Source organism: Comamonas sp. 17RB, from assembly GCF_030056555.1.
GTDB lineage: Bacteria > Pseudomonadota > Gammaproteobacteria > Burkholderiales > Burkholderiaceae_C > Comamonas > Comamonas terrigena.
On record NZ_JASHHY010000002.1, the window covers coordinates 412371 to 430083 of the forward strand.

Annotated in this window: 16 protein-coding genes; 14 read left to right on the forward strand and 2 right to left on the reverse strand. The window is 65.7% G+C overall.

Going from position 1 to position 17713, the window contains the following annotated elements; all coding sequences use genetic code 11:
* Positions 1-15 precede the first annotated feature (15 nt).
* The 10 genes from QM470_RS05095 (at position 16) to accD (ending at position 11215) form a co-directional block, all read left to right on the forward strand.
* Complete coding sequence (locus QM470_RS05095) at positions 16-141, forward strand: entericidin A/B family lipoprotein (RefSeq protein WP_066537020.1); 126 nt, start codon at positions 16-18, stop codon at positions 139-141.
* A gap of 22 nt (positions 142-163) precedes the next feature.
* On the forward strand, positions 164-820 hold the full coding sequence (gene leuD, locus QM470_RS05100; RefSeq protein WP_066537023.1) for a 3-isopropylmalate dehydratase small subunit: 657 nt from the start codon (positions 164-166) through the stop codon (positions 818-820).
* Between the two features lie 83 nt (positions 821-903).
* Positions 904-1983 carry a 3-isopropylmalate dehydrogenase gene (gene leuB / locus QM470_RS05105; RefSeq protein ID WP_066537024.1) on the forward strand — a complete coding sequence of 360 codons (1080 nt, stop codon included), beginning with the start codon at positions 904-906 and terminating at the stop codon, positions 1981-1983.
* Between the two features lie 430 nt (positions 1984-2413).
* A complete protein-coding gene (gene asd / locus QM470_RS05110; RefSeq protein WP_066537026.1) occupies positions 2414-3526 on the forward strand; it encodes an aspartate-semialdehyde dehydrogenase in 1113 nt (370 codons plus the stop codon).
* Positions 3527-3948: 422 nt separating this feature from the next.
* The gene (locus QM470_RS05115; RefSeq protein WP_283338433.1) at positions 3949-6549 is read left to right on the forward strand and encodes a FimV/HubP family polar landmark protein; all 2601 of its coding nucleotides are present in this window, start codon (positions 3949-3951) and stop codon (positions 6547-6549) included.
* 52 nt (positions 6550-6601) lie between these two features.
* Positions 6602-7432: a tRNA pseudouridine(38-40) synthase TruA gene (truA, locus tag QM470_RS05120; protein WP_283338434.1), complete on the forward strand. Its 831-nt coding sequence runs from the start codon at positions 6602-6604 to the stop codon at positions 7430-7432.
* A 42-nt stretch (positions 7433-7474) separates the two neighbouring features.
* Entirely contained in the window at positions 7475-8194 is a 720-nt protein-coding gene (locus QM470_RS05125) for a phosphoribosylanthranilate isomerase (protein ID WP_283338435.1), read from the forward strand.
* The gene (gene trpB, locus QM470_RS05130) at positions 8187-9455 is read left to right on the forward strand and encodes a tryptophan synthase subunit beta (protein ID WP_283338436.1); all 1269 of its coding nucleotides are present in this window, start codon (positions 8187-8189) and stop codon (positions 9453-9455) included. Before QM470_RS05125 ends, trpB begins: the two co-directional genes overlap by 8 nt.
* Positions 9452-10261 (forward strand): tryptophan synthase subunit alpha, encoded by an 810-nt coding sequence (gene trpA / locus QM470_RS05135; RefSeq protein WP_280014192.1) that lies wholly within the window; start codon positions 9452-9454, stop codon positions 10259-10261. The genes trpB and trpA overlap by 4 nt, the downstream gene beginning before the upstream one ends.
* Before the next feature lie 66 nt (positions 10262-10327).
* Complete coding sequence (accD, locus tag QM470_RS05140; RefSeq protein ID WP_066537056.1) at positions 10328-11215, forward strand: acetyl-CoA carboxylase, carboxyltransferase subunit beta; 888 nt, start codon at positions 10328-10330, stop codon at positions 11213-11215.
* 106 nt (positions 11216-11321) lie between these two features.
* Here accD and QM470_RS05145 read toward each other — a convergent pair whose 3' ends face one another.
* Complete coding sequence (locus QM470_RS05145; RefSeq protein ID WP_283338437.1) at positions 11322-11897, reverse strand: YggT family protein; 576 nt, start codon at positions 11895-11897, stop codon at positions 11322-11324.
* Positions 11898-12036: 139 nt separating this feature from the next.
* Here QM470_RS05145 and QM470_RS05150 point away from each other — a divergent pair, with 139 nt between their 5' ends.
* From QM470_RS05150 to QM470_RS05165, 4 genes are all read left to right on the forward strand, one after another.
* Positions 12037-12690, forward strand: coding sequence for an LON peptidase substrate-binding domain-containing protein (locus tag QM470_RS05150; RefSeq protein WP_283338438.1), 654 nt, complete (start codon positions 12037-12039; stop codon positions 12688-12690).
* A gap of 239 nt (positions 12691-12929) precedes the next feature.
* The gene (lysS, locus tag QM470_RS05155) at positions 12930-14483 is read left to right on the forward strand and encodes a lysine--tRNA ligase (RefSeq protein ID WP_280014196.1); all 1554 of its coding nucleotides are present in this window, start codon (positions 12930-12932) and stop codon (positions 14481-14483) included.
* 116 nt (positions 14484-14599) lie between these two features.
* On the forward strand, positions 14600-15640 hold the full coding sequence (locus QM470_RS05160) for a diguanylate cyclase domain-containing protein (protein ID WP_280014197.1): 1041 nt from the start codon (positions 14600-14602) through the stop codon (positions 15638-15640).
* 90 nt (positions 15641-15730) lie between these two features.
* On the forward strand, positions 15731-16381 hold the full coding sequence (locus QM470_RS05165; protein ID WP_283338572.1) for a mechanosensitive ion channel family protein: 651 nt from the start codon (positions 15731-15733) through the stop codon (positions 16379-16381).
* 147 nt (positions 16382-16528) lie between these two features.
* Here the strand turns inward: QM470_RS05165 and ppk2 are convergent, their stop codons facing one another.
* Positions 16529-17449 carry a polyphosphate kinase 2 gene (gene ppk2 / locus QM470_RS05170; protein ID WP_280014198.1) on the reverse strand — a complete coding sequence of 307 codons (921 nt, stop codon included), beginning with the start codon at positions 17447-17449 and terminating at the stop codon, positions 16529-16531.
* Positions 17450-17713 lie beyond the last annotated feature (264 nt).

The window sequence follows — 17713 nt, forward strand, 5'->3', positions numbered from 1 at the left end:
CCCGCGAGCCACACCATGAAGCCTTCTATCTCGATCCTCCTGATTGGCCTGGCCTTCACCCTGGGCGCCTGCAACACCGTCCAGGGCATTGGCCAGGACGTGCAGAAAGCCGGCAACGCCATCGAGCGCGCGGCGCGCTGACCCCCGACACACCGATACCGCCATGCAAAAATTCACCGTGCACAAGGGCCTGGTGGCCCCCATGGACCGCGAGAACGTCGACACCGACGCCATCATCCCCAAGCAGTTCCTCAAGTCGATCAAGAAGACCGGCTTTGGCGTGAACGCCTTTGACGAATGGCGCTACCTGGACCAGCCCGGCCAGCCCGGCGTCCCCGAATCGGCCCGCAAGCCCAACCCCGACTTCGTGCTGAACCAGCCGCGCTACAAGGGCTCCAGCGTGTTGCTGGCACGCGCCAACTTCGGCTGCGGCTCCAGCCGCGAGCACGCCCCCTGGGCGCTGGACCAGTACGGCTTCCGCGCCATCCTGGCTCCCAGCTTTGCCGACATCTTCTTCAACAACTGCTTCAAGAACGGTCTGCTGCCCATCGTGCTGCCGGCAGCCACCATCGATCTGCTGTTCAACGAAGTGGCGGCCTTCCCCGGCTACGAGCTGACCATCGATCTGGAGCGCCAGGTCATCGTGCGCCCCCAGGGCGAGGAAATCCCGTTCGACGTGATCGCCTTCCGCAGGTACTGCCTGCTCAATGGCTTTGACGACATCGGTCTGACCCTGCGCCACGCCGACAAGATCAAGGCCTTCGAAGCCGAGCGCCTGGCGCAAAAGCCCTGGCTGTCCCACCGTCTGGTGCAGGGCTGAGCCCCTTTCCGTCGACCACAATTAAAAAACAGGCGCGCATGCAGGGAGCCCCGGCGTGCGCAGCCACACCATCAGGAAGAGATATGACCCATAAGATCGCCGTACTGCCGGGTGACGGCATTGGCCCCGAAATCGTTGCCGAAGCCGTCAAGGTGCTGAACGCTCTGGACCTGGATCTGGAACTGCAATCCGCCCCCGTCGGTGGCGCGGCCTATGCGGCCCACGGCCACCCCCTGCCCGAAGCCACGCTGAAGCTGGCCATGGAATCCGACGCCGTGCTGTTCGGCGCCGTGGGCGACTGGAAGTACGACACGCTGGAGCGCCACCTGCGCCCCGAGCAAGCCATTCTGGGCCTGCGCAAGCACATGGGCCTGTTTGCCAACTTCCGCCCGGCCATCTGCTACAAGGAACTGACCCACGCCTCGAGCCTGAAACCCGAGCTGGTGGCAGGCCTGGACATTCTGATCATCCGCGAGCTGACCGGCGACATCTACTTCGGCCAACCCCGTGGCCGCCGCGTGGCCACCGACGGCCACTTCCCCGGTGCCGAGGAAGCGTTCGACACCATGCGCTACTCCAAGCCCGAGATCGAGCGCATCGCCCATGTGGCGTTCCAGGCCGCTCGCAAGCGCGGCAAGAAGGTCACCAGCGTGGACAAGGCCAATGTGCTGGAAACCTTCCAGTTCTGGAAGGATGTGGTCACCGAAGTGGGCCAGCAGTACCCCGATGTGGCGCTGGACCATATGTACGTGGACAACGCCGCGATGCAGCTGGTCAAGGAACCCAAGCGCTTTGACGTGGTGGTGACCGGCAATATGTTCGGCGACATCCTGTCCGACGAAGCCTCGATGCTGACCGGCTCCATCGGCATGCTGCCCTCCGCCAGCCTGAACGACAAGAAGCAGGGCCTGTACGAGCCCAGCCACGGCTCGGCCCCCGACATCGCCGGCAAGGGCATTGCCAATCCACTGGCCACCATCCTGAGCGCCGCCATGCTGCTGCGCTTCAGCCTGGGCCTGGAAGATGCGGCCCAGAAGATCGAAGCCGCCGTGCAGAAGGTGCTGGCCGACGGTCTGCGCACGCCCGACATCTACAGCGAAGGCACCACCAAGGTCTCCACCCGCGAAATGGGTGACGCTGTGGTCGCCGCACTGCAAGCCTGATAGCAGCCCATGCGCCTGCAGCCAGCGCTGCAGGCCTCCAGGCCTTTCTTTCCACCCCGACTATGCGGATGGATGGAAAGGCCTTTTCGCTGGCGGCGCCACTGCAGGCAGTGCACACCAACTGCAATTCGTCAAAAATAAGTAGCTGTTTTCGTCATTTCGACGAATCCATTCTCCACTTTCGCCGTCGCCAAAGGCCGTGCCTTGGCTAGAATGGCAACTCTTATGTGCGCCCACCGCTTTACCGTCTCGCTGAACATCGCCTCTGCCGCCCTGGCTGGCGTGGCTGCGCGCGCACACATCTCCACCACCATTAAGACGATTACAGGCTGACCCAGCCCGGTTCGTCTTGCGCCCTTCATCCGGCCCCGACGAGCCGGGCGACGACAGTCTGCACACACTGTTTTCACCACTGAAAGGGCAATTTCAAATGAGCAAGCAATTGGTAGGTCTGGTCGGCTGGCGCGGCATGGTCGGCTCCGTGCTGATGGACCGCATGCAGGCCGAAGGCGACTTCGCGCTGATCGAGCCAGTGTTCTTCTCCACCTCCAATGCCGGCGGCAAGGCCCCCGCGATGGCCACGGTGCACACCCAGCTCAAGGATGCCAACGACATCGCCGAGCTGTCCAAGTGCGACATCATCATCACCTGCCAGGGCGGTGACTACACCAAGGAAGTCTTCCCCCAGATCCGCGCTGCCGGCTGGAACGGCCACTGGATCGATGCCGCCTCCTCGCTGCGCATGGAAGACAACGCCGTCATCGTGCTGGACCCCGTCAACGACGACCTGATCAAGAGCAAGCTGGCGGCCGGCGGCAAGAACTGGATCGGCGGCAACTGCACCAACTCCATTCTGCTGATGGGCCTGGGCGGTCTGTTCAAGGCCGGTCTGGTGGAATGGGTGTCGTCCATGACCTACCAAGCTGCCTCGGGCGGCGGCGCCAACCACATGCGCGAACTGCTCAAGGGCATGGGCGTGGTGCACGCTGCCGTGGCCGATGAGCTGGCCACCCCGGCTTCCGCCATTCTGGACATCGACCGCAAGGTGGCTGCGACCATCCGCGAAGACGTGCCCACCGAATTCTTCGGCGCCCCGCTGGCTGGCGGCCTGATCCCCTGGATCGATGCCCAGCTGCCCAACGGCCAGTCCAAGGAAGAGTGGAAGGGCCAGGCCGAAGTCAACAAGATCCTCGGCACCGACGCCACCATCCCGGTCGACGGCCTGTGCGTGCGCATCGGCGCCATGCGCTGCCACAGCCTGGCGCTGACCCTGAAGCTGAAGAAGGACCTGCCCCTGGAGGAGATCGAAGCCCTTATCAAGGCCGGCAACCCCTGGGTGAAATTCGTCGCCAACGAGCGCGCACTGACCGTCAAGGAACTGACCCCCGCCGCCACCACCGGCGGCCTGGAAGTGGCCGTGGGCCGCGTGCGCAAGCTGAACATGGGTCCGGAGTACCTGTCGGCCTTCGTGATCGGCGACCAGCTGCTGTGGGGCGCTGCCGAACCGCTGCGCCGCATGCTGCGCATCCTGCTGGCGGCCTGAGGCCCGCCGGACACGGACACAAAAGGGGCCTGAGGCCCCTTTTTTGTTGCCGCTCCATTTTGCATAGCACCTGCCGCACCGGGCCCACCGACGGAAGGCCTGGCGGTATGTGTCATGGAAACAACGGTCCGTGGCGCCTGCATGCACCGCGCGCGGCGCTGCCGCACACTGTATCGGCTGGCCATGGCAAAGCGTCTGTGTCATGTCCCCCGGTGCCCATGCCTTGGATGCGTCCCCACCGGAGAGGCCGACAAGACCCACCGATGTGAGGCGATGCCGTGCCTTGGTCATAATCTGGGCCTGGCCCTTGCGGTCCGCTGCCGGCAACGTTGCTGCCCAGGTGGGCCCCAACTGGATGGATCCACGGGAGCCCTTTGCGATCAACGACTGCCGCCCGGCGGCATAACCACACCACACGCACAATGCATCGTTGGAAACTCTCAGCCCTTGCCGCTGCGGCCTTCGCCTCTGCCGCACTGACCCCCACCGACGCTTCGGCCCTGACCCTGGGTCGCATCGCGGTGCAGTCCGCACTCGGCGAACCGCTGCGCGCCGAAATTGACGTGCCCCAGGCCACGGCCGCCGAGCTGGATGCCTTGCAGGCCCGCATCGCCAATCCGGATGTGTTCAAGGCCCATGGCATGGAATACTCCAATTCCGCCCGCCAGGTGCAGGTGGAAGTGGTGCGCCAGCCCGACGGCACGGCCAAGCTCAAGCTTAGCAGCCGCAGCCCGGTGAGCGATCCCTTCATGGATCTGGTGATCGACGCCAACTGGGCCGCCGGCCATCTGGTGCGCAGCTACACCTTGCTGCTGGATCCCGCCCCCACCCCGCAGGCAGCAGCGCCCACGCCGGCGCCCACCAACGCCCCGCAGATCAGCGCCAGCCGCCCTGCCCCCGCCCCGGCGTCCGTCACCGGGCGGACCGTCAGCAGCGATGGTGCCGCCCCCCTGGCCGCAGCGCCTGCACCCGCATCCACACCCTCCAGGGCTGCTGCCAGCAGCGGCAGCGTGACCGTGCGGGCCGGTGACACCGCCGGGCAACTGGCCAATGCCCAACGCCCCGCCGGCGTCTCGCTGGACCAGATGCTGGTGGCCATGCTGCGCGCCAACCCGAATGCCTTCGTCAACGGCAACGTCAACCGCCTGCGTGCCGGCAGCGTGGTGCAGATGCCCAGCAAGGACCAGGCGAGCGCCACCACGGCCCAGGAAGCCCGCCAGATCGTGGCGGCCCAGAGCCGTGACTTCAACGAATTCCGCCGCCGCCTCGCCGGCAAGGCCCAGGAAGCCAAGGTGGCCGCCGCCGAGCGCGCCTCTTCCGGCCAGGTGCAGGCCCAGGTGCAGGACAACAGCGCCGCCGCTGCTGCTGCCGACAAGCTGACGCTGAGCAAGGGCGCGCTGAACCAGCACGCGGCCGAGGAAAAGCTGGCCAAGGACAAGCAGGCCAGCGCCCAGGCCGATCGCGTGGGCGAGCTGCAACGCAATCTGTCCGAGCTGCAGAAAGTGGCTTCGGCCTCCGCGCCGACAGCCCCCGCTGGTACCGCCGGCGCCGCAGCCGCCCCTGCGGCCGCAGCCACACCCGGCGTGACGCTGCCCGTGGAAGCCCCGGTGGCCCCCGCTGCGACAGCCGACGCTAGCGCCACCACGCCCCCACCCGCGGCACCCGCTGCGGCCGAGGCCCCGTCCGCCGATGCCTCGGCGGCAACCCCCGAAGGTACGGCAGCCGACAGCACGGCGCCCGCTGCTACAGAAGCGGCTGCCGCTGCGGCAACGCCCCAGCCCAGCGCTGCTGCCGCTCCTGCGCCAGCGCCCGCTCCTGCCCCCGGTGTGCTGGACGAGCTGACCGACGGCAACCCGCTGGTCCTGCCCGCGGCAGGTGGCGTACTGGCCTTGCTGCTGGGCCTGCTGGGCTGGCGCATCGCACAGCGCCGCCGCGCCCCCCAGGATGCCGAAGCCGACACGGCTTCGGACAGCCCCGTGCCGCCCGATGCCTTCTTTGCAGACAGCGGCGGCCAGCAGGTCGACACCCACCAGGACGCCGCAGCCGACAGCACGGCCCTGGACGAGGTGCCCAGCCAGCTGGACAGCGACGACACGGTCGACCCGGTGGCCGAAGCCGAGGTCTACCTGGCCTATGGCCGTGATGTGCAGGCCGAGGAAATCCTGCTGGAGGCGCTGCGCACCCAGCCGGAACACCTGGGCGTGCACATGAAGCTGGCCGAAATCCATGCCAAGCGCCAGGATGCCAAGGCACTGGAAGCCACGGCCCTGTCCGTACAAGCACTCACCCATGGCGTCGGCCCCAGCTGGGACCGCATCGTGGAACTGGGCCAATCCGTGGACGCCGGCAATCCCCTGTACCACGAGGCCCCCGCACCCACCGCCCCCAGCACCAGCGCCTTTGCCGACGCGCTGGCCAAGAGCCATGCCGTGCCTGCGGCGTCAGTCTCCGCGGCCGCGGCGCAAGCCGCTGGCTCGGCACTGGGCCAGCACCTGCCGCCCGACCTGGATCTGAACCTGGACCTGCCTGGTGCAACCTCCAGCGCCGAAGTGGCCGATGCCGCAGCGCCTGTGGCCGAGCCCGAGCTGACCGAGCCGGACCTGGCGGCGCTGGAACCCGACTGGGACACGCCGGAAGAGCCGGCCGCCCCTGCGCAGGTGGTGGAGCCGCTCGCTGCCGCCACACCCGAGCCCCAGAAACCACCGGAGCTGGAGACGCTGAACTTCACGCTGGACGATGAACCCGCCAGCGTGCCCACCCCGGCCGCAGTGTCTGCCGCCGACATCGACCTGGGGCTGAACCTGGGTGATCTGGACCTGGACCTGGGCGACGCCCCGGCCCCGGACACGGCCGCCGCCCCTGCCGTGGCCGATGACCCCTTGTCCACCAAGCTGGACCTGGCCCGCGAATTCCACGCCATCGGCGACAGCGAAGGCGCACGCACCCTGGTCGAGGAAGTGATTGCCGAAGCGTCCGGTGACCTCAAGGAACGTGCCCAAAACCTGCTTGCCGAAATCGATTGATGCTGTTTCTGTGTTTTTCCCCGGCGCATGGCGCCGGGTCTGAGGGCCTGCCATGCGCATAGCCCTCGGGGTCTCCTACAACGGCCAGGCCTACAACGGCTGGCAAAGCCAACCGTCCGGCAACACCGTGCAGGACCACCTCGAAGCGGCCCTGGGCCGCTTCACTGCTCAGAAGGTGTCCACCATCTGCGCGGGCCGCACCGATGCCGGTGTGCACGGGCTGATGCAGGTGGTGCATTTCGACACCGCGCTGCAGCGTGCGCCCAACTCCTGGGTGCGCGGGACCAACACCTTTCTGCCCAAGGACATCGCCGTGCAATGGGCTGCCGAGGTCCCGGAGGGCCTGGATGGCTTCCATTCCCGCGCCTGCGCCACGGCGCGCCGCTATGCCTATGTGCTGCTGCAGTCGCCCGTGCGCCCCAGCGTAGACCACGGCCGGGTGGGCTGGATCTTTCAGCCGCTGGACGCCGAACGCATGCAGGCAGCGGCCGCGCTACTGCTGGGCGAGCATGATTTTTCGTCCTTTCGTGCAGCCGGCTGCCAGGCCAAGACCCCGGTCAAGACCCTGCACCGCATCGACATCCGCTACCGTCCGGCCGGCCGGGCGCCCATGCGCGATGGAGAGATGGCATGCGGTTACTGGCACTTCGAATTCGAAGGCAATGCCTTTTTGCACCACATGATCCGCAACATCATGGGCTGCCTGCTGTATGTGGGCCAGGGCACCAAGCCGGTGGAGTGGATGCAGCAGGTGCTGGACGCCCGCTCGCGCGAGGTGGCAGCACCCACGTTTTCGCCCGACGGACTGTATTTTCTCGGTCCCATCTACGATGCACGCTGGGGCCTGCCGACCGACACGCCCCCGTTTGCCTGGCTGCCCTGAGCGGCCGCGCGCTTTTGACGGCTGCTACGCCTGGGATTTGCCATGTCTGTATCTACCCCCCGTACCCGCATCAAGATCTGCGGCCTGACCCGTGAAGCCGATGTGGACGCCGCCGTGCAAGCCGGTGCGGACGCCATCGGCTTTGTGCTCTACGCCCCCAGCCCCCGGGCGGTGACGGTGGCGCGCGCGGCCGAGCTGGCCCGGCGCCTGCCGCCCTTTGTCACGCCAGTGCTGCTGTTCGTCAACGAGACCGTTCCCAATGTGATAGCTGCATGCAACCACATACCGGGCGCCACCGTGCAGTTTCATGGGGATGAATCGCCGGCGGATTGCCTGGCCGCCACCGATGCCGGGCGCCGCCCCTTTCTGCGTGCAGCGCGCATTCCCCTCACCGGGGACACTCTGGGGCTCGACCTCGTAGAATATGCCCAACGATATTCCCAGGCCCAGGCCATTTTGCTGGACGCCCACGTGGAGGGCTACGGCGGCGGCGGGCAAACATTCAATTGGTCACTGCTTCCACCAAACGTCGCCTCTCACCTCGTTTTGTCTGGTGGACTCACGCCTGCAAACGTGACCGATGGCATCTTGCAAGTACGCCCGCGGGGTCTCTCGCTGGCGGTTGATGTCAGTTCCGGCGTCGAGGCCACAGGGCCTGATGGAAAGCCCCTGAAGGGCATCAAGGACGCCGGAAAAATCCAACGCTTCGTTGCGGCCGTGCGCGCCGCCGACGCCCAACTTGCCTCTTTCACCGATGTTTGAATACTCCTACCCCGATGCACGCGGCCATTTCGGCCCCTACGGCGGCAGCTTTGCCAGCGAGACGCTGACCCATGCCCTCGACGAGCTGAGCCAGGCCTACGCCAGGTACCAGAACGACCCGGACTTCCTGGCCGAGTTCCGCTACGAGCTGGCCCACTTCGTCGGCCGTCCCTCCCCGGTCTACCATGCAGCCCGCATGTCGCAGGAAATGGGCGGCGCCCAGATCTATCTGAAGCGCGAAGACCTGAACCACACCGGCGCCCACAAGATCAACAATGTGATCGGCCAGGCCATGCTCGCCAAGCGCATGGGCAAGCCGCGCATCATTGCCGAAACCGGTGCCGGCCAGCACGGCGTGGCCACGGCCACCATCTGCGCCCGCTATGGCCTGGAATGCGTGGTCTACATGGGTGCCGAGGACGTGAAGCGCCAAAGCCCCAATGTCTACCGCATGAAGCTGCTGGGCGCCACCGTGGTGCCGGTGGAATCCGGCTCCAAGACGCTGAAGGACGCGCTGAACGAAGCCATGCGCGACTGGGTGGCCAATGTGGACAACACCTTCTACATCATCGGCACGGTGGCCGGCCCCGCCCCCTACCCGGCCATGGTGCGCGACTTCCAGAGCGTGATCGGCACCGAATGCCTCACGCAGATGCCCGAGCTGCTGAAGCAGCAGCACATTGCTGCCGAGCAACCGGACGCCGTGGTCGCCTGTGTGGGCGGCGGCTCCAATGCCATGGGCATCTTCTACCCCTACATCCCCTTCGAGCACACCAAGCTGATCGGGGTCGAAGCGGCCGGTGAAGGCCTGGAGAGCGGCAAGCACTCCGCCTCGCTGCAAAAAGGCAGCTCCGGCGTGCTGCACGGCAACCGCACCTTCATCCTGCAGAACGAAAACGGCCAGATCACCGAGACGCACAGCATCAGCGCCGGCCTGGACTACCCCGGCGTCGGCCCCGAACACGCCTGGCTGCAGGAGCTGGGCCGTGCCCAGTACGTGGGCATCACCGACCAGGAAGCACTGGAAGCTTTCCACTACCTGTGCCGCACCGAAGGCATCATCCCCGCGCTGGAGTCCAGCCACGCCGTGGCCTATGCCATGAAGCTGGCCAAGACCATGCGCGCCGACCAGTCCATTCTGGTCAGCCTGTCCGGCCGGGGTGACAAGGACATCGGCACCGTGGCCGACCTGACCGGCGGCGACTACTACGACCGCCCCAGCATGCGCGGCCACACTGTCAAGGGAGGGCCTGCAGCATGAGCCGCACCGCCACCACATTCGAAAAACTGAAATCCGAAGGCCGCCAGGCGCTGATCCCCTTCATCACCGCCGGCTACCCCTTTGCGGCCATCACCCCGTCGCTGATGCACGGCATGGTGGACGCTGGTGCCGACATCATCGAGCTGGGGGTGCCGTTTTCGGACCCCATGGCCGATGGCCCGGTGATCCAGAAGGCCGGTGACCGCGCCATTGCCAATGGTGTGGGCCTGGCCCAGGTGCTGGCCTATGTGGCCGAATTCCGCCAGAAAGACAGCACCACCCCGGTGGTGCTGATGGGCTATGCCAACCCCGTGGAACGCTACGACCAGATCCACGGCCAGGACGCCTTCGTCAACGATGCGGCAGCCGCCGGCGTGGACGGCGTGCTGGTGGTGGACTATCCGCCCGAGGAATCCGAGGAATTTGCCGCCAAGCTGCAGGCACGCGGCATGGACCAGATCTTCCTGCTGGCCCCCACCAGCACCGTGGAACGCATGCAGCAGGTGGCACGCATTGCCAGCGGCTATGTGTATTACGTGTCGCTCAAGGGCGTGACCGGTTCCGGCGCGCTGGACACCGACAGCGTGCAGCAGATGCTGTCCGTCATCCGCCAGCACGTGCACATCCCAGTCGGCGTCGGCTTTGGCATCCGCGATGCCCAGACCGCCCAGACCATTTCCCAGTTTTCGGACGCGGTCATCATCGGCAGCAAGATCATCCAGCTGCTCGAAGACCAGCCACACGAAAAAATCATTCCCCTGACCATTGATTTCCTGCGCGGCGTGCGCAAGGCGATGGACGCATAATGCGGCACCGTCACCGCATCCCCTCCGGGAGGATGCGGTGATCCTGCCTGAAAGAAGGAAGACACCATGTCCTGGCTCGAAAAACTCCTGCCTGCCAAAATCCAGCAAACGACCCCCTCGGAACGCCAAACGCAGATTCCCGAAGGCCTGTGGATCAAGTGCCCCAGCTGCGAATCCGTGTTGTACAAGGCCGATCTGGAAAAGAACCAGAACGTCTGCCCGACCTGCGGTCACCACCACCGCATCGGTGCCCGTGCACGCCTGAACCATTTTCTGGACGCCGAAGGCCGCTATGAGATCGGTCAGGAAGTCATTCCCGTTGACGCACTGAAGTTCCAGGACAGCCGCAAATACCCCCAGCGCCTGAAAGAAGCCCTGGAAAACACGGGTGAGACCGATGCCCTGATCGTCATGGGCGGTGCGGTGAAGGGGATCGAGCTGGTCGTGGCCTGCTTCGAGTTCGACTTCATGGGCGGCTCCATGGGCTCCGTGGTCGGCGAGCGCTTTGTGCGTGGCGTCGAGACGGCCATCGAGCAGAAAGTGCCTTTTGTGTGTTTCACCGCCACCGGTGGCGCCCGCATGCAGGAAGGCCTGCTGTCCCTGATGCAGATGGCCAAGACCAATGCGGCGCTGACCCGCCTGGCCAAGAAGGGCCTGCCCTACATCAGCGTGCTGACCGATCCGACCATGGGCGGTGTGTCGGCCGGCTTCGCCTTCGTGGGCGATATCGTGATGGCCGAGCCCAAGGCCCTGATCGGCTTTGCCGGTCCCCGCGTGATCGAAACCACCGTGCGCGTGAAGTTGCCCGAAGGCTTCCAGCGTGCCGAGTTCCTGAAGGAAAAGGGTGCCGTGGACATGATCGTGGACCGCCGCGAACTGCGCCAGACCGTGGCCACCTCGCTGGCCATGCTGCAACGCCTGCCGGCCGATGCCGTGGTGCAAGGCGCCGAGTAAGCCCAGCCCCTCCTGCGCCAGGCAACAAAAAAAGCGGTCCTCGGACCGCTTTTTTTGTGTCTGCGCCGCAGGCCAGGGCGTGTTCCGCCTGGCCACGGGGCATTGCCTACATCATGGCCATGCCTGCCGCCACGCTACCCAGCACGCTGAATTGCAGGTGGGCCAGCACCATCAGCAGCACCTGCAGCACAATCAGCGCCGCCAGCGGCGACAGATCCACCCCGCCCACCAGCGGGATGATGCGCTGAAACGGGCGCAGCACGGGCTGGCACAGGCGGGCGATCACGCCATAGATGGGCGAATGCGGCGACACCCAGGACAGGATGGCGTAGACGATCAGCAGACCGATCAGCCCGGTCAGCACCATGCGCGCCAGGCCGAACAGCGCCAGCAGCGGCACCATCACCAGCGAGCCCGCAGCGCCCGCCAGGCCCCACAGCAGCAGGTAGTGCACCAGCTGGATCAGGATGGCGCCGATCAGGCTGGACATGTCGTACTTGCCCGTGGGCTTGATGACCTTGCGCAGCGGCATCACCAGCCAGTCGGACAAGGCAAACACCAGCTGCCCCACGGGGTTGGAAAACGGCACGCGCTGGACCTGCATGTACAGGCGCAACAGGCAGGCGCCCGAAATCAGGCCGGCGGCCACTTCAAGAAGAAAAGACAGGATTTGCTCGATCATGGACGGGTCAGCGCTCCAGTGGTGGGGTGCGACGGCAATCGCAAAACAGTGAATGCTGCAACAGCGGAAACAAGTTGAGACAACCAGCCCCGCTTCCGGGGCCGCATGGGATGATGATAGCGATGGAAAGCTGCTGCCCATGCCAAACCCGCTGACCTTGACCTCGCTGCCGTTGTTTCCGCTGAACACCGTGCTGTTTCCTGGCGGTCAGCTGCCTTTACGGGTGTTCGAGGTGCGGTACCTGGATATGGTGCGCAAGTGCCACCAGGCGGGCACTCCATTTGGCGTGGTGGCCCTGACCGGTGGCGAAGAGGTGCGCCGTCCGATGCAACCCACCGAATCCTTCCACCCGGTGGGCACCTTGGCCCAGATCCAGCAGCTCGACAGCGTCCAGCCCGGTCTGCTGCACATCCTGTGCCAGGGCCATGCCCGCATGCGCCTGGACCGTGCCCACCAGTTGCCCCACGGCCTGTGGGTGGCCGACGTCTCCCTGATTGCCATGGACCTGCGCTGTGCCGTTCCCGAGGACCTGCGCAACATCAGCCAGGCCCTGTCCCAGGTGCTGCACAGGTTGCACCAGCGCCAGCTGGCCCAGGAAGACCGGGTGCAGGGTCCTTCCGTGGACCTGCCCACGGACCTGCAGCTGGACGACTGCGGCTGGGTCGCCAACCGCTGGTGCGAGCTGCTGCCCATTCCGCTCCCGCTCAAGCAGCAGCTGCTGGAGCTGGAAAGCCCGCTGGTGCGGCTGGAACTGGTCGGTGATGTGCTGGAGCGCACCGGCATCGCCTTCTGAGCGGCCGCGCCGTCCGTCGGCATCCCATTCCCGCGCCTGCGGTCTGCGGTCCGCCCCTTCCAGCACCCGCAGGGTCAGTGCGGCGATTGCCCCGTCCCACCAGCACGGGAACCGCGCACCCGTCTGTCGTAGCTGCTCTGGCGGTGCGCCATTACCGCACTTACCCACATTCAGAGGCAAAAAAACTAGAATGCAGGGTTTTGGTATTTGCAACAACGGCCTGCGGGCTGCGCACCTCCATGTCTGACACCACCCACACCGCTGCGGCAGAAGTTGCCGCTCCCCAGGACGAAAACAAGCTCATCGCCGAACGCCGCGAAAAACTCAAGGCCCTGCGCGAGCAGGTCAAGGCCCAGGGTGGTGTGGCATTCCCCAATGACTTCAAGCCTGCCGACCGCGCTGCCGACCTGATCGCCGCGCACGCCGGCCAGGAAGCCGAAGCCCTGGACGCCGCGGCCACCACCGTCAGCGTGGGCGGCCGCATGATGCTCAAGCGCGTGATGGGCAAGGCCAGCTTTGCCACCATCCAGGACGCCACCGGCCGCATCCAGATCTATGTGACCCGCGACGCCGTGGGCGAAGAGGTCTATGCCGACTTCAAGAAGTGGGATCTGGGCGACATCATCGGTGCCGAAGGCGTGCTGATGAAGACCAAGACCGGCGAACTGTCGATCAAGGCCACCCGCATCCGCCTGCTGACCAAGAGCCTGCGCCCCATGCCCGACAAGTTCCACGGCATGGCCGACCAGGAACAGAAGTACCGCCAGCGCTACGTCGACCTGATGATGGACGAAGACGCCCGCAAGCGTTTTGTGGCCCGCAGCAAGGCCGTCTCCGGCATGCGCGACTTCATGGTGCAAAACGGCTTCCTGGAAGTCGAAACCCCCATGCTGCACCCCATCCCCGGTGGTGCCAACGCCAAGCCGTTCATCACCCACCACAACGCCCTCGACCAGGAGATGTACCTGCGCATTGCGCCGGAGCTCTACCTCAAGCGCCTGGTCGTCGGTGGTTTCGAGCGCGTGTTCGAAATCAACCGCAACTTCCGCAACGAAGGCATCTCGGTGCGCCACAACCCCGAGTTCACCATGATGGAGTTCTACGCGGCCTACTGGAACTACCGCGACATCATGGACTACACCGAAGCCCTGGTGCGCGATACCGCCACCAAGGCAGTGGGCACGCTGCAGCTGACCTACGGCGGCAAGCCGGTGGACCTGGCCGCGCCGTTCGAGCGCTTGACCATCCCGGAAGCCATCGTCAAGTACACCGACGCCGGCGAGAACGTGGGCAACCGCGACTGGCTGACCAATGCCCTGAAGAAGCTGGGCATGAAGGAAGACAAGGACAAGCTGTCCACCCGTTCCCTGGCCAGCCTGCAGGTGCTGTACTTTGAGGAAGTGGTCGAAGAGAAGCTCTGGAACCCCACCTTCATCATGGAACACCCCACCGAAATCTCGCCGCTGGCCCGTGCCAACGACGACCGCCCCGAAGTGACCGAGCGCTTCGAGCTCTACATCACCGGCCGCGAGTTCGGCAACGGTTTCTCCGAGCTGAACGATGCCGAAGACCAGGCCGCCCGCTTCAACGCCCAGGTGGATGCCAAGGACGGCGGTGACGACGAAGCCATGTACTTCGACCACGACTTTGTGCGCGCCCTGGAATACGGCATGCCCCCCACCGGCGGCTGCGGCATCGGTATTGACCGTTTCATGATGCTGCTCACAGACAGCGCCAGCATTCGTGACATCATTCTGTTCCCTGCCCTGCGCCGCGAACAGAACGCTGGATAACACCCACGTTCGGCGGCCCGCGATGGCTGCCTTCGTAACCAACCACTACACTGGGCCGCACACCGCGGCCCTTTGTGCGTGGTGGCGCCGCTTTTTTGGAGAGACAGGACTGCCGAATGCATGCATCCACTGCATTGAATGCCGCAGCGCCCCACCCGGACGCTTCGGCCCCCTTGTCCAACAGCTTCACCGTGCTGGTGGTGGACGACCAGGCCTCGGTGCGCCATTCCCTGATCACCGAACTGCGCCACGCCGGCGTCACCGAGGTGATGGAGGCCGTGGACGCTCCATCTGCCGTGCAGATGTTCAAGATGCGCCGCCCGGACCTGGTGCTGCTGGACATCCGCCTGCCCACGCACGACGGCTACTGGGTCGCCCAGCAGCTGCGCGAGGCCGAAGTGGGCGACTGGACGCCCATCATCTTCCTGTCGGGCCTGGACAATGACCTGGACATCTGGCGCGGCATTGAATCCGGTGGCGACGACTACCTGATCAAACCCGTCAAGCCCATTGTGCTGATCGCCAAGCTGCGCGCCATGCGCCGCCTGCTGGACATGCGCCGCCGCTTGGTCAGCCTGTCGGCCGAGCTGCACCTGGCCAACCAGCGCCTCAACGAGATGGTGGAGGTCGATGCCCTGACCGGCCTGGTCAACCGCCGCGGCTTTGACCGCATCCTGCACTCCGAGATCGAAGCCGCCCGCCGCGAGCAGCAACCGTTGACACTGATGCTGTGCGACCTGGACCATTTCAAGCGCTTCAACGACGCCGCAGGCCATGTGCAGGGCGATGACTGCCTGCGCGCCGTGGGCCGGCTGCTCAAGGAAGTCTGCGTGCGCCCGCGCGACGTGGCCTCGCGCTACGGCGGGGAGGAGTTTGCGATGATCCTGCCCAACACGCCGCGCTCGGGCGCCATGACCTTTGCCCGCGCCCTGGGCAGCATGCTGCGCAGCCGCGCCATCCCCCACCCGGACTCACCCAACGGCGCCGTGCTGTCGCTGTCCGGCGGCATCACCACCTGCATTCCCGACGAAGGCACCAGCGCCGAAAGCATGGTGATGCGCGCCGACGAAGCACTGTACGCGGCCAAAGCCCAGGGCCGCGACCGGTTTTTCAGTTTCGAGATGCAGATGGATACCATTGAGCAACGCCGGGGCTGAACCCGGCCTGCGCCACACCGACCAGGGCACCACGGCGGTGCCCTGTTTTTTTGGATAGAAAGTTTTGTTCCCGTGACCCTGCTGCAACGCATGAAGACCCTCCAGACCCATTTACCCGCCTGGGTGACGGACTGGCTGGATGTCGTGGTTCCCCTGCTCCAGATGGTGCTGATCATCGTGGTCGCCTGGCTGCTGCACCGCCTGCTCAAGCGGCTGATCGTGCGCGCCAGCGACCACTACCAGTTCCCGCACGAGCTGCTGATGCCCATCCACACCGTGGTGCGCTGGCTGATCATCATCAGCGCGCTGCTGCTGGTGCTGGAGCGCCTGGGGGTCTCTGCCAGCGTGCTGTGGACGGCCTTCACCGGCTTTGCGACCGTGGGCGCTGTGGCGTTCTTTGCCGCATGGAGCGTGCTGTCCAACCTGTTCTGCGCCTTCCTGATCTTCACCGTGGGGCCGTTTCGCGTGGGCGATCACATCGAACTGCTGGACACGGCCGAAAAGCCCGGCGCCCTGGGCAAGGTGGTGGACATCAACCTGCTCTACACCACGCTGGAAGACGCCACCGCCCCGGTGCCCGGCACGCTGCTGCAGATTCCGAATGCACTGATCTTCCAGCGCGTGGTGCGCCGCTGGCGCGCCGGCACCGAGCTGCCACCCGAAAAGCTGCAGCACCCGGCCCCGCCGGCCCCCGGCGCATCGGAGCCCGCCCCCGCCCCCAAGAGTGCGACCTTCCCTTAAAGAACCACGCCCTCGATGTCCAAAAGCCCTGCTGCATTGCACCAGGGCTTTTTTTATCCGCAGGCGGCTGCGCACCCGTTGGGCCGAGGGCCAGTCAGCCCTGTGGTCCCGTGGTCCCGTGGTCCCGTGGTCCGGAAACGGTAACGCTCAGTACAGCTGGGGCACGATCATGCTTTCTGGCACCGGGCTGCGCAGATAGTCCGCATGGCGCACCCGCGCGGGTAGCTCCACCTCGGGGCGGGGCACCTCGCTGTAGGGGAACTGCGACAGCAAATGCCGTATGCAGTTCAGCCGTGCCTGCTTCTTGTTGTCGGCCGGCACCACCCACCACGGTGCTTCGGGGATGTGGGTGTGTTCCATCATCACCTCCTTGGCACGGGTGTAGTCCTCCCAGCGGCGGCGGGACTCCAGGTCCATGGGCGAGAGCTTCCACTGCTTGAGCGGGTCGTGGATACGCCCCAGAAAGCGCAGGTGCTGCTCTTCATCGGTGATGGAGAACCAGTACTTGATCACGCGGATGCCGGAGCGCGCCAGCATGCGCTCGAACTCGGGCACGGAGCGGAAGAACTCGTCGTACTCCTCGTCCGAACAAAAACCCATCACCCGTTCCACCCCGGCGCGGTTGTACCAGCTGCGGTCAAACAGCACCATCTCCCCGGCGGCCGGCAGGTGGGCGGCGTAACGCTGAAAGTACCACTGCGTGCGTTCGCGGTCGTTGGGGGCCGGCAGGGCCACCACGCGGCACACGCGCGGATTCAGGCGCTGGGTGATGCGCTTGATCACGCCGCCCTTGCCGGCGGCATCCCGCCCTTCGAACAGGATCACGGCCTTCTGTTTGGTGGACGCCACCCAGTCCTGCAGCTTGACCAGCTCGGCCTGCAGCCGGAACAGCTCCTTGAAATACGCCACGCGCTGGGCATGGCTTTCCGGTGCCGCAGCGGCCCCGCCCGGCACGGCGCAGAGCACGCCCGTACGGTCTTCGATTTCCAGCTCCAGCTCTTCGTCCAGGCTGTCCAGCAGGTCGCTCTCGATACGGCGCACCAGCTCTTCACGGTTGTCCCAATTCATCGCACACCTTCTTGCTTTGCCGGTTGTGGCATCTGCCACACAGGCTACGCGCCCCGTGCGACGGTTTGATGACAGCCGCACGCACCCCGCACGCCCTCCCGCGTGCAGCCCGCCCGCCGGCCGCCGCCGGAGGCCGGCATCGCCGTATCGCTTCATCGTTTTGTGCACAAGCACATCCATTTTTGTTCGTTGGACTGGCCGCCGACGGCTCGCAAGATGCTGTCTATCGCCATCTTCCTGTGATGGATTGCACCGAAAGACCAC

Bases quoted from the DNA above. Each gene is read 5' to 3' on its own strand.
- trpA (WP_280014192.1), top strand. From the start codon at position 9,452: ATGAGCCGCACCGCCACCACATTCGAAAAACTGAAATCCGAAGGCCGC.
- trpB (WP_283338436.1), top strand. From the start codon at position 8,187: ATGTTTGAATACTCCTACCCCGATGCACGCGGCCATTTCGGCCCCTAC.
- lysS (WP_280014196.1), top strand. From the start codon at position 12,930: ATGTCTGACACCACCCACACCGCTGCGGCAGAAGTTGCCGCTCCCCAG.
- QM470_RS05095 (WP_066537020.1), top strand. From the start codon at position 16: ATGAAGCCTTCTATCTCGATCCTCCTGATTGGCCTGGCCTTCACCCTG.
- leuB (WP_066537024.1), top strand. From the start codon at position 904: ATGACCCATAAGATCGCCGTACTGCCGGGTGACGGCATTGGCCCCGAA.
- ppk2 (WP_280014198.1), bottom strand. From the start codon at position 17,449: ATGAATTGGGACAACCGTGAAGAGCTGGTGCGCCGTATCGAGAGCGAC.
- QM470_RS05125 (WP_283338435.1), top strand. From the start codon at position 7,475: ATGTCTGTATCTACCCCCCGTACCCGCATCAAGATCTGCGGCCTGACC.
- QM470_RS05145 (WP_283338437.1), bottom strand. From the start codon at position 11,897: ATGATCGAGCAAATCCTGTCTTTTCTTCTTGAAGTGGCCGCCGGCCTG.
- leuD (WP_066537023.1), top strand. From the start codon at position 164: ATGCAAAAATTCACCGTGCACAAGGGCCTGGTGGCCCCCATGGACCGC.
- QM470_RS05150 (WP_283338438.1), top strand. From the start codon at position 12,037: ATGCCAAACCCGCTGACCTTGACCTCGCTGCCGTTGTTTCCGCTGAAC.
- QM470_RS05165 (WP_283338572.1), top strand. From the start codon at position 15,731: ATGAAGACCCTCCAGACCCATTTACCCGCCTGGGTGACGGACTGGCTG.
- QM470_RS05160 (WP_280014197.1), top strand. From the start codon at position 14,600: ATGCATGCATCCACTGCATTGAATGCCGCAGCGCCCCACCCGGACGCT.
- accD (WP_066537056.1), top strand. From the start codon at position 10,328: ATGTCCTGGCTCGAAAAACTCCTGCCTGCCAAAATCCAGCAAACGACC.
- asd (WP_066537026.1), top strand. From the start codon at position 2,414: ATGAGCAAGCAATTGGTAGGTCTGGTCGGCTGGCGCGGCATGGTCGGC.
- QM470_RS05115 (WP_283338433.1), top strand. From the start codon at position 3,949: ATGCATCGTTGGAAACTCTCAGCCCTTGCCGCTGCGGCCTTCGCCTCT.
- truA (WP_283338434.1), top strand. From the start codon at position 6,602: ATGCGCATAGCCCTCGGGGTCTCCTACAACGGCCAGGCCTACAACGGC.